9 protein-coding genes are annotated in these 11,204 nt (G+C 72.0%); 3 read left to right on the forward strand and 6 right to left on the reverse strand.

Going from position 1 to position 11,204, the window contains the following annotated elements:
• Positions 1 to 479: 479 nt before the first annotated feature.
• Positions 480 to 1,136, reverse strand: a complete 657-nt coding sequence (locus ACFRFC_RS35705) for an MBL fold metallo-hydrolase (RefSeq protein WP_382688480.1) — start codon at positions 1,134 to 1,136, stop codon at positions 480 to 482.
• A 56-nt stretch (positions 1,137 to 1,192) separates the two neighbouring features.
• The gene (locus ACFRFC_RS35710) at positions 1,193 to 1,879 is read right to left on the reverse strand and encodes a maleylpyruvate isomerase family mycothiol-dependent enzyme (protein WP_382688477.1); all 687 of its coding nucleotides are present in this window, start codon (positions 1,877 to 1,879) and stop codon (positions 1,193 to 1,195) included.
• A gap of 224 nt (positions 1,880 to 2,103) precedes the next feature.
• Here ACFRFC_RS35710 and uvrA point away from each other — a divergent pair, with 224 nt between their 5' ends.
• Positions 2,104 to 5,142: an excinuclease ABC subunit UvrA gene (gene uvrA / locus ACFRFC_RS35715; protein ID WP_382688474.1), complete on the forward strand. Its 3,039-nt coding sequence runs from the start codon at positions 2,104 to 2,106 to the stop codon at positions 5,140 to 5,142.
• A gap of 293 nt (positions 5,143 to 5,435) precedes the next feature.
• Here uvrA and ACFRFC_RS35720 read toward each other — a convergent pair whose 3' ends face one another.
• On the reverse strand, positions 5,436 to 6,008 hold the full coding sequence (locus tag ACFRFC_RS35720; protein ID WP_382688471.1) for a YceI family protein: 573 nt from the start codon (positions 6,006 to 6,008) through the stop codon (positions 5,436 to 5,438).
• A gap of 101 nt (positions 6,009 to 6,109) precedes the next feature.
• On the opposite strand from ACFRFC_RS35720, the gene ACFRFC_RS35725 reads away from it, so the two are divergent.
• Entirely contained in the window at positions 6,110 to 6,964 is an 855-nt protein-coding gene (locus ACFRFC_RS35725; RefSeq protein WP_382688468.1) for a helix-turn-helix domain-containing protein, read from the forward strand.
• Between the two features lie 64 nt (positions 6,965 to 7,028).
• Here ACFRFC_RS35725 and ACFRFC_RS35730 read toward each other — a convergent pair whose 3' ends face one another.
• Both ACFRFC_RS35730 and ACFRFC_RS35735 read right to left on the reverse strand, forming a co-directional pair.
• Entirely contained in the window at positions 7,029 to 7,940 is a 912-nt protein-coding gene (locus ACFRFC_RS35730) for a carbohydrate kinase (protein ID WP_382688465.1), read from the reverse strand.
• A gap of 91 nt (positions 7,941 to 8,031) precedes the next feature.
• Entirely contained in the window at positions 8,032 to 9,255 is a 1,224-nt protein-coding gene (locus ACFRFC_RS35735; RefSeq protein WP_382688462.1) for a LacI family DNA-binding transcriptional regulator, read from the reverse strand.
• A gap of 395 nt (positions 9,256 to 9,650) precedes the next feature.
• Between ACFRFC_RS35735 and ACFRFC_RS35740 the strand changes: the two genes are divergently transcribed.
• Positions 9,651 to 10,079 (forward strand): Rieske 2Fe-2S domain-containing protein, encoded by a 429-nt coding sequence (locus ACFRFC_RS35740; protein WP_382688460.1) that lies wholly within the window; start codon positions 9,651 to 9,653, stop codon positions 10,077 to 10,079.
• 37 nt (positions 10,080 to 10,116) lie between these two features.
• On the opposite strand, the gene ACFRFC_RS35745 is transcribed toward ACFRFC_RS35740, so the two are convergent.
• Complete coding sequence (locus ACFRFC_RS35745; protein ID WP_382688457.1) at positions 10,117 to 11,070, reverse strand: hypothetical protein; 954 nt, start codon at positions 11,068 to 11,070, stop codon at positions 10,117 to 10,119.
• Positions 11,071 to 11,204: the final 134 nt, after the last annotated feature.

The raw sequence follows: 11,204 nt of genomic DNA on the forward strand, positions 1-11,204 counted from the left end.
GTCGCCGGGTGTTTCGGTGGTTCCCCGGCGTGTCGCGGCATGCCGGGGCCGCCGGTCGAGGGCGGGGATTCGATGGACCGGCGGCCCGTACCGCGCCGGAGCCGTCATCCCGCGCGGGGCTGCTTCCAGTTGACCCCGTGACGATGTGCACCGGGAGCGTACGTTCGACTTCGGTGCGTGCACGGAATTCACACGGGGCGCGTGAAGGCGCGTGCGCGCCCGGGCCGGCCCTGCGCACGGGTGACGAGGGCGCCCGGTGCGCCTGGGGAGCCGTGCGCGGCCTGGCGAGGCGTATGCCGTGGGTGGCGGGGTGTGCGCGTACGTGGCGGGCGTAGGGACGCGCGCGGCGGGATGTACGTACGCGCGCGTGGTCGGTGTTCGGCTGCGCGTGGCGAGGTGCCGTGTGCCCGGTGGGTACGGCCGCGCGGCGGTCGTACGAGGGCGCCTGGGGCGGGGATTCCCCCGCCCCTGGGGGAGAATCACCACCCGCGCGCGTGCCACTCCGGCAGGTGGGGGCGTTCGGCGCCGAGCGTGGTGTCGTTGCCGTGGCCGGGATAGACCCAGGTCTCGTCCGGGAGCACGTCGAAGATCTTCGTCTCCACGTCGTGGAGCAGACTGGCGAACGCCTCGGGATTCTTGCGGGTGTTGCCCACGCCGCCCGGGAACAGGCAGTCGCCGGTGAACACATGGGGATGCCCGTGCGGGTCGTCGTAGACGAGGGCGATCGAGCCGGGGGTGTGGCCGACCAGATGGCGCGCGGTCAGGGTCACACGGCCGACGGTGATCGGGTCGCCGTCGTCGACCAGGACGTCCGTGGGCACCGGGATGCCCTCGGCGTCGTCGCGGCCCGCGTAGGTCCGGGCGCCCGTGGCGGCCACGATCTCGGCGAGCCCCTGCCAGTGGTCGCCGTGCTGGTGGGTGGTGACGACGGACGCGATGCCGTCGTCACCGATCGTGCCGAGCAGGGTGCCGGCGTCGTTCGCCGCGTCGATCAGCAGCTGCTCGTCCGTGGCCCGGCAGCGCAGCAGATAGGCGTTGTTGTCCATCGGGCCGACCGCGATCTTCGTGATCATCAGGTCCTTCAGCTCGTGCACGTCCGCCGGGCCACCGACCGTCACCTGTCCGCTGTACGTCATGGCGGCCAGTCTAGGGCGGTGGGCGCCCGCATTGGAGGGGGCGTCGGGCACGGGCCCTAGAGCGGCGGCAGGGCCGGCAGGGGGCCGCCCGTCACCGTCAGGGCGGCGCCCTCGCGGCGGCCCGCGAGCCAGCCGACCAGGTCGGCCGGGGTGCCGGTGACGGTGATCTCGGGCTCGGCGGCGACCCGGCCCGTGCTCCACGCGCGCGTGCCGTCGGTCAGCCGGGCCGGGGGCACCTCGGGATGGCCCGAGAAACGGTCGGCCAGGAAGTCGATCTCGCGCTCGGTGAACTCCTCCGGCATGTCCTCCAGCTCGTAGCCGATGCCGAGGTCCACGTGGTGCAGCTCCATCTCGGCCCAGCGCCGGAACGGCACCCGGGACGCGGAGTCGGTGACCCCGTTGCGCAGCTCGACCGTGCGGGACCAGTCCGCGGGGGCCGCCGCGACATCCTGGAAACGGGCCGCGGTGTCGCGCACATCGGCGAGCTGGACGTCGAGCGGGCGGGGCGCGTCCCGCGCGATGTCGGTGTCCCGGGCCTCGCCCGAGACGTACATGGGGCGCCCCTCCCAGACATTCACAAGGGCGTCCGCGTTGCGGGCGAGGTGGGCGAGGACGTGGCCGCGGGTCCAGCCGGGCAGCCGTGACGCTTCGCCGACGGCGGCGTTGTCCAGCTTGGCGATGGCGGTGAGCAGCCCCTCCGTCGCGTCCCGTACAGAGGCCAGGTCACGCACGTGATCAGTCATGGGGCCGACCCTAACCCCGCCACTCCTTCGGGTGAAGGTGGCTGCCCGAGGCCATAAATCGAATGCACGTGCTATATGGTCGTCGGTGGCGTCGGGCATGCTGGAGGGTCGGGGATTGTTATGCGACTCGGGAATCCGACCGGCGTTGTCAGTGGCTCCCCCTAGGCTGAGAAAGCACGGGGGCCTCGCCCCTGTCACTTCTCTCAAGAAAGGTGCGGACCGGCGTGGCCGACCGTCTCATCGTCCGTGGCGCGCGCGAGCACAACCTGAAGAACGTCTCGCTCGACCTGCCTCGTGACTCGCTCATCGTCTTCACGGGCCTGTCCGGGTCGGGCAAGTCCTCCCTGGCCTTCGACACCATCTTCGCCGAGGGCCAGCGCCGCTACGTGGAGTCGCTCTCCTCGTACGCCCGCCAGTTCCTCGGCCAGATGGACAAGCCGGACGTCGACTTCATCGAGGGTCTGTCCCCGGCGGTCTCCATCGACCAGAAGTCGACCTCGCGCAACCCGCGCTCGACGGTCGGCACCATCACCGAGGTCTACGACTATCTGCGGCTGCTCTTCGCGCGCATCGGCAAGCCGCACTGCCCCGAGTGCGGCCGCCCGATCTCCCGCCAGTCGCCGCAGGCCATCGTGGACAGGGTGCTGGAGCTGCCCGAGGGCAGCCGGTTCCAGGTGCTGTCGCCGCTGGTGCGCGAGCGCAAGGGCGAGTTCGTCGACCTCTTCGCCGACCTCCAGACCAAGGGGTACTCCCGCGCGCGGGTGGACGGCGAGACCATCCAGCTCTCCGAGCCGCCCACGCTGAAGAAGCAGGAGAAGCACACCATCGAGGTGGTCGTCGACCGCCTCACGGTGAAGGACTCCGCCAAGCGCCGGCTCACCGACTCCGTGGAGACCGCCCTCGGGCTGTCCGGCGGCATGATCGTGCTCGACTTCGTGGATCTCCCCGAGGACGACCCCGAGCGCGAGCGGATGTTCTCCGAGCACCTGTACTGCCCGTACGACGACCTGTCCTTCGAGGAGCTGGAGCCCCGCTCCTTCTCCTTCAACTCCCCCTTCGGCGCCTGCCCGGACTGCACCGGCATCGGCACGCGCATGGAGGTCGACCCCGAGCTGATCGTCCCCGACGAGGACAAGAGCCTGGACGAGGGCGCGATCCACCCGTGGTCGCACGGACACACCAAGGACTACTTCGGCCGGCTGATCGGCGCCCTCGCGGACGCGCTGGGATTCCGTACGGACATCCCCTTCGCGGGGCTGCCCCAGCGCGCCAGGAAGGCCCTGCTGTACGGCCACAAGACCCAGATCGAGGTCCGCTACCGCAACCGGTACGGCCGCGAGCGCGTGTACACCACGCCCTTCGAGGGCGCCGTGCCCTTCGTCAAGCGGCGGCACGGCGAGGCCGAGTCCGACGCCAGCCGGGAGCGCTTCGAGGGCTATATGCGCGAGGTGCCCTGCCCCACCTGCCAGGGCACCCGCCTGAAGCCGATCGTCCTCGCCGTCACGGTCATGGGGAAGTCCATCGCCGAGGTCTCCGCGATGTCGATCAGCGACTGCGCGGAGTTCCTGGGCGAGCTGAAGCTCAACGCCCGGGACAAGAAGATCGCCGAGCGGGTGCTGAAGGAGGTCAACGAACGGCTGCGGTTCCTGGTCGACGTCGGCCTCGACTATCTGTCCCTCAACCGCGCGGCGGGCACCCTCTCCGGCGGCGAGGCCCAGCGCATCCGCCTGGCCACCCAGATCGGCTCCGGCCTGGTCGGCGTGCTCTACGTCCTGGACGAGCCGTCCATCGGCCTGCACCAGCGCGACAACCACCGGCTGATCGAGACACTGGTCCGGCTGCGTGACATGGGCAACACGCTGATCGTCGTCGAGCACGACGAGGACACCATCAAGGTCGCCGACTGGATCGTCGACATCGGCCCCGGCGCCGGCGAGCACGGCGGCAAGGTCGTGCACAGCGGCTCGCTGAAGGGGCTGCTCGCCAACGAGGAGTCGCAGACCGGGCAGTACCTGGCCGGCAAGAAGGCCATCCCGCTGCCCGACATCCGCCGCCCGCACGACCCGTCCCGGCAGCTCACGGTGTGCGGCGCCCGGGAGAACAACCTCCAGGACATCGACGTGTCCTTCCCCCTGGGCGTCTTCACCGCGGTCACGGGCGTGTCCGGCTCCGGCAAGTCGACGCTGGTCAACGACATCCTCTACACGCACCTGGCCCGCGAGCTGAACGGCGCGCGCAGCGTCCCCGGGCGGCACACGCGCGTGGAGGGCGACGACCTGGTGGACAAGGTCGTGCATGTCGACCAGTCGCCCATCGGCCGCACCCCGCGCTCGAACCCGGCGACGTACACCGGCGTCTTCGACCATGTCCGCAAGCTGTTCGCGGAGACCACCGAGGCGAAGGTGCGCGGCTACCTGCCGGGCCGTTTCTCCTTCAACGTCAAGGGCGGTCGCTGCGAGAACTGCGCGGGCGACGGCACCATCAAGATCGAGATGAACTTCCTGCCGGACGTCTACGTCCCGTGCGAGGTCTGCCACGGCGCCCGGTACAACCGGGAGACGCTGGACGTCCACTACAAGGGCAAGTCCATCGCCGAGGTCCTGAACATGCCGATCGAGGAGGCCCTGGACTTCTTCGAGGCCGTCCCCGCGATCTCCCGCCACCTCAGGACGCTGCACGAGGTCGGGCTCGGCTATGTCCGCCTCGGCCAGTCGGCGACCACCCTGTCCGGCGGTGAGGCGCAGCGGGTGAAGCTCGCCAGCGAGTTGCAGAAGCGCTCCACCGGCCGCACGGTCTATGTCCTGGACGAACCGACCACCGGTCTGCACTTCGAGGACATCAGCAAGCTGCTGAAGGTGCTCTCCGGGCTGGTCGACAAGGGCAACACGGTCATCGTCATCGAGCACAACCTCGATGTGATCAAGACCGCCGACTGGGTCGTCGACATGGGTCCCGAGGGCGGCGCCGGCGGCGGTGTCGTGGTCGCCGAAGGCACGCCCGAGCTGGTGGCCGGGGTCTCGACCAGCCACACCGGCAAGTTCCTGCGGGAGGTTCTCGGCGCGGACCGGATCAGCGACGCCTCCCCGGTGAAGCCCCCGCGCCGGGCGGCGGCCAAGAAGACCGTCGCGGCCAAGGCCCCGGCGAAGAAGACCGCCACGGCCAAGGCGGCCGGGACCGTCAACAGCACTGCGTCGCAGAAGGCGGCGGGCGCCACCAAGAAGACGGCGCCCGCGAAGAAGACGACACGAGCGCGGAAGGCGTGAGCGGGTCGAGGGTGCGGTGACAGGGGCCGACCGGCCGGACGGGGGGATCTCCTCCGTGCCGTGTCGGCTCCTCGGTGCGGTGCGGCTCTGCGTAGTCCGGCTCGGCTCAGTGCAGCGCGGTTTGGCGCAGTGCAGTGCGGTGTCGTGTTGGCGGGTTGTGCGGCGTCGGCGAGGGCTCGCGGACATGCTGCCAAGCAGGTGTCGAACAGGGTTGTCACTCGATCCGGTGACAGAGGCGCGGGCGGCGTCCGGCGGGGAACTCCCTGCGGGGCGCCGCCCGTTGTCACAGCAGTTCAGCCGCCGTGGCCCTGCGGCTCGACGAAGTGCATGTCCAACCGCACCTTGACAACTGCACCGATGACTCCCGGCAGGAAGGCCAGCCCGAAGTCCTTGCGCCGGATCTCTCCCGTCGCCGTGAAAGCGGCCCGTCTCCTGCGATCCACGGAGGAGTGCGACACCCCGCCGAAGGAAACGGCGAACGACACCGGGCGGGTCACATCCCCGATGGTCACGTCCCCGGCCATCGTCCAGTCCTCACCAGCGCCGGACACGGCCGTCGAGCGGAAGGCCATGGTGGGGCGCTTCTCCACATCGAGCAGATCGGCGGAGCGGGTGTGGGTGTCCCGCTTGGCGTTCCCCGTGTGGAACGAGGCCAGGGCGATCTCGGCACCCACCCGGGTCGCCTCGGCCGTCTCACCGATGCGCAGCTCGGCCCGCACCTCGGTGAACCGCCCGTGCACCTTGATGATCCCGATCTTGCGGACGGAGAAGGTGACGGCCGAGGCGCCCGGATCGAGCGTCCAGTCCCCGGGCGACAGAGGCAGGGCGGTGGCGGTCAGTGAACCGGAGCGGTCGTCGTCAGTCATGCCCCCCACCCTGGGTCCGGTCGGCGGTCGGAGGGAGACCGCGCCGAGGGTGGTAGTGGCAGGGCCACCCTGCACGACGGACCGCGCGGTACGTTCGAAGGGTGAGCGATACCCCACTGGGAACCTTCCTGCGCACCCGACGTGAGGCCGTCACGCCGGCCCAGGTGGGGCTGCCCACGGGCGCGCGCCGCCGCACCCCGGGACTGCGCCGGGCCGAGCTGGCGACCCTCGCCGACATCAGCGTCGAGTACCTCACCCGGCTCGAACAGGGACGGGACAGCAATCCCTCGTCCCAGGTGCTCGGCGCCCTGGCCGACGCCCTGCTGATGAGCCGTCCCGACCGGGAGCTGCTCTACCGGATGGCCAAGGAGTCCGGCGCCGACAAGATCCATTGCGCGGCCCGGCGGCCACCCGCGCTCACCGTGCGCCCCACGGTACGGGTGCTCCTCGACCGCCTGGAGCCCACGTCGGCCGTCCTGCTCAACTGGCTCGGCGACATCGTGGCCCACACCGAGGGCTTCGCGCGGCTCGCCGGTCCGCTCGGAGTGCTGGAGGGCCGCCCGCCGAATGTGATGCGGTGGGTGTTCACCGACGACCGGGCCCGTGCCGGGTTCCCCGGCTGGGAGCGGTTCGCCGACGAGCAGATCGCCCATCTGCGCTGTGAGGTGCCTCTCCACGACCCCCACTTGAAGTCGCTGGCGGACGAGCTGACGGTCACCGCGGGAGCGGCGTTCACCGAGCGGCTCGCCGCCGTGCCGAAGCTGCCCGTCCGCTCCGGCATCGACCTCGTCGACCACCCCGACATGGGCCGGCTGCGCCTGTCGTTCGAGACCCTCGCCCTGCCGGACGACGGCCAGCGCCTCCTGGTCCACCTCCCGGCCGACGAGGCGACGGCAACGGCCCTCGACCGTCTGAACGGGCGGACGCCGGGGGTGCTGCGGGCAGTCAATGGGTGACCGGGCCGGCGGTGCAGCGCAGGCGACGGGGGGCGAGGCCGAGCCCGATGCTGCCGAGGTGTCCCTAGACCTGCCCCACCTCCGACGCGTACGGGGGTTCCGCGCCCGCTCGGGAGCAGGTGATCGCCGCTGCGCGGGCGGCGAAGCGGAGGAGGCGGGTCCAGCCGTCGCGGCCGAGGGCGGCGAGGGCGGGGGCGGACAGGGCGTCCCGCTGGGCGAGGCCGTGCAGCAGGGCGGCGTTGACGGTGTCGCCGGCGCCGATGGTGTCGACGACCTCGACCTTCTCGCCGGGGACGGAGTACTCCTCGCTGTCCCGGGTGAAGACGGTCAGCCCATCGCCGCCCCGGGTGACCACCACGGCCGCCGGTCCCTCGGCCAGCCATTCCTGCGGGGTGCCGCCCAGCCAGCGGGCGTCGTCCTCGGAGAGCTTGAGCAGGGTGACGGAGGGCAGCCAGCTCCGGAAGCGGGCGCGGTAGGCGTCCGGGTCATCGATGATGATCGTGCGGATGTTCGGGTCCAGGGTTGTGAAGACGTCCTGGGCGGCGGCGGTCCGCAACAGTTCCTCGTAGGCGGTCGCGCCCGGTTCGAGGACCAGGGAGCAGGTGCCGAAGGAGAGGGCGCGGGTGCCGGTGGGCAGCTCGGCGGGGGCGGTGAAGAGCCGGTCGGCGGTGCCCTCGACGTAGAAGACGTAGGCGGCCGAGCCTGCGTCGTCGAGGGTGGCGACCGCGAGGGTGGTGGGTTCGGTGCCGCGTTGTACGGCAGAGACGTCCACGCCGGAGCGGCGCAGGCCATCGAGCAGGGCTTCACCGAAGGCGTCCCGTGAGGTGCGGGAGCAGAAGGCGGTGGGGGAGCCGAGGCGGCCGAGGGCCACGGCGGTGTTGTACGGGCCGCCGCCGAGCGCTGGTCGCAGGGGCGCGAGGGCGCCCGTGCCCTGCGGTACCAGGTCGATCAGGGCTTCACCGGCGACGACGATCACGGGGCGGTTCCTCTCTCGGGGCGGGGGAGCGGGGAGTGGGGCAGGTGAACGGGGTGGGGTCGGGCGGGGGTGTGGCCTGGCGGGCGCGCGGTCAGCGGGGTCGTTCCTCCGGGCATCCGCACGAGCTGCGGTGGACGAAGGCGCAGGGGAGGCGGACCGTGCGGGCCGGGCGGTCCGGGTCGGCGAGGCGGTCGAGCAGGACCCGTACCGCCTGGGCGCCGATCTCCCGGCTGGGCTGGGCGATGGCGGTGAGCCGGGGGGAGAACAGATCCGCCCAGGGGAAGTCGTCGAAGCAGCACAGGGCGAGGTCGTCGGGCACGGACAGGCCGCGTGCGCGCAGGGTGCGCAGGGCGCCGATGGTCATGGCGTTGTTGGCGGTGACCAGGGCGGTGGGCGGCGCGGGCAGGGCCAGCAGGGTGGCCGTGGCCAGTTCGGCGGCCTCCGAGGTGGAGTCGCCGTGCGCGAGGAGACGCTCGTCGTGGGGGAGGCCGGCGGTGGTGAGGCCCTGGCGGTAGCCGGAGATGCGTTCGGCGGTGGTGCTCAGGCCGGGCAGACCTGCGACCAGGCCGATGCGGTGGTGGCCGAGGGCGGCGAGGTGGGTGACGAGCTGGGCCGTGGGGGCGGTGTTCTCGGCGCAGACCTGGTCGAAGCGGGGGCCGTCGTCCGGGCGGCTCGCGTCCGAGGGGCCGTCGTCTGTGGGGACGACGGCCGTGGGCCGGTCCTCCGGGAGCGCGGTGTCCGTGGGGGCGTCGAGGGTGGGGCCGTGGGACGAGGGCCCGTTCCCTGTGGGGTCGTTGCCCATGAGGTTGTCGCCCGGGGGCTCGCCGCCCCGGGGTCCGTCCCCCGTAGCCGCCTCGCCCGTCGTGGGGGCGATGAGTCGGTCCAGGAAGACCGTCGGGACGGCGTGGCGGCGGAGGTAGGTGAGGAGGGCGCGGGGGTCGGACGAGGGGGTGACGATCATGCCGTCGACACGGCGTTCGTGCAGGAGCTGGACGACCTTGCGCTCATGGTCGGGGTCGTCGTGGGGGTCGGCGATGAGCAGGCTGTAGCCGTGTTCCAGGGCGGCGGCCTCGACGCCCTGGAGGATCTCGGTGAAGTACGGGTTGGTGATGGCCGACACCGCGAGCCCGATGGAGCGGGTACGGGAGGTGACCAGGGAGCGGGCGAGGGTGTTGGGGGTGTAGCCGAGTGTGTCGATGGCGTCCAGGACGGCCTGGCGGGTCCGGGGGAGCACGGGGCGGGTGCTGTTCAGGACGTGCGAGACGGTCGCCACGGAGACACCCGCCCTGCGGGCCACGTCTGCCATCGTCGCCATGGTGCCGCCTCCTTCGCGACGCGTCTCGCGCCACTCGCCTCTTGCCTCGCGCCACTCGCCTCGCGCTGTGATCCGGGGACCGAGGGCCGGGGCCGGGGATCCGGGGACCGGGGGCTCAAGGCTCAGGCGCTGGGCCCTGAGCCTCGGGCTCAACGCCCCCGCCCACGTCCCCCGCCCGCCCCTCGGTCGGAACGTATCCCATTCCCGCGCTCGCGTAAACGCTTGCGTAAGCGTTTACGTCCCGTGCGGCTCCCGTACCGCTCCTGGCTCGTCCCCCGGCCCATCCCCCGGCTCACCTCCTCGGCCGTCCGCTGAGGCCGACCTCCCGGACCCGCCGTGACGACCGTCGGTTAGGGTCACCAGGCACCGCTCGAACGCATGCACGTGGAGTTCTCATGTCCGGCACCAGTCCCTCAGCGAGCCGTCGTACCGTTCTGCGGGGGGCGGCGGTCGTGCCGGTCGCCGCGGGGCTGGGGCTGGCGGCGTGTTCGCCGGGGGACTCCGCGCAGCCCGCCACGCCGACCGCGCCGGTGGATGTCGGTGCGGAGGGCGAGGTCGGCAAGGGCGGGGCGGTGCTGTACCCGGACCACAACGTGGTGGTGAGCCGTTCCGCGGACGGGGCGGTGACGGCGTACGGGTCCGTGTGCACGCATGCGGGGTGTGCGATCAGCGACCTGGAGGGGACGAAGCTGGTCTGCACCTGCCATGGGAGCGAGTTCGACGCGCTGACCGGTGAGGTGCTTCAGGGCCCGGCGACGGTGGCGCTGCCGGAGCTGCCGGTGAAGACCGAGAACGGCAGGCTGGTCGTCGGGCCGCAGGCGTAGGGGCCGGTCGGTCGTTCGGGTCGTCGGGTGGGTGTGGTCACTCCCAGTCCCAGCCGATGCCGATGATTCCTGTCCGTATGCGGGGTTCCACCAGGTGGACCGAGTGGTGGGCGGTCAGGGGGAGGTCCTGGCGGCCGATGCGGGGGGCCGCCGCCGAGTGCTGGGTGAAGCGGTGGCAGCGGGCGGGGAGGGCGTGTTCGTGGAAGCGGACCTGGAGGGCGTACTGCCCGCCGGCCGGGCCGAAGCCGCGGACGTACTCGCGGGAGGGGCCCGCGGTGCCGTCCTCGACGGTGTAGCGGAAGAGATAGGTGTCCCCGGCGCGCAGCCGGGTGTCGAAGTGCAGCTCAGCGACCAGGACGCCGGTGTCGTGGTGGCGGCGGACCCGGCCGGTGCGGCAGTTCTCCAGGGCGTGCACGGCCATGTCGCCGGGGGCGCAGCCGGGGTCGCCGTGGTGGACGGCGACGAAGCGGTCGACGCCGTCGCGGTGGGCGCGCACGATGTGGTGGGACTCGCGGCCGAGGAGTTCGCGGTGCGGGCCGATGTCCACGCGCTCGTGGTGGCCGAGCATGTGCAGTCCGCCGTCGTGGGGGATGTCCAGCTCGGCGAGGAGCCTGTCCAGGACGCCGGATGCCTCGACGAGGGAGCGGTAGGAGCGGGTGGCGGCTCGTGGGCCGGTGCGTGGGTCGTCGGCGTCGGCGAGGAGCCGGATGAGGGACTCCTCGGGCAGCTGGAGGATCTCCTCCAGCGCCCGGACGGCCCGCAGGGACTCGGGGCGCTGGGGGCGGCGGGCGCCTTGCTGCCAGTAACTGAGGCTCGTGACGCCGACTTTCACGCCGTGGCGGGTCAGATGGTGCTGGACGCGTTGCAGGGGCAGGCCGCGGGCGGCGATCGCCGCTCGCAGTGCGACATGGAAGGGGCCGCCGCGCAGGGCCGTGTCCAGTTCCGCGGTGGTGAGGTCGTGGTGCTCCACGGGCTGAGTGGCGTGCGGCATGCAGGGGGCCTTTCTGTCACGGTTCACCGCGGCTGGTCAGGCCGGCGGCGTTGGTCATGGGGCCACCCCCGTCGGCGCCGGGCCTGTTTCGCTCCGTGCGCCGCCGTTCCCCGCCCCGAGTTCCCCCGCATTGA

It is taken from the genome of Streptomyces sp. NPDC056734 (assembly GCF_042790455.1).
Classification (GTDB): domain Bacteria; phylum Actinomycetota; class Actinomycetes; order Streptomycetales; family Streptomycetaceae; genus Streptomyces.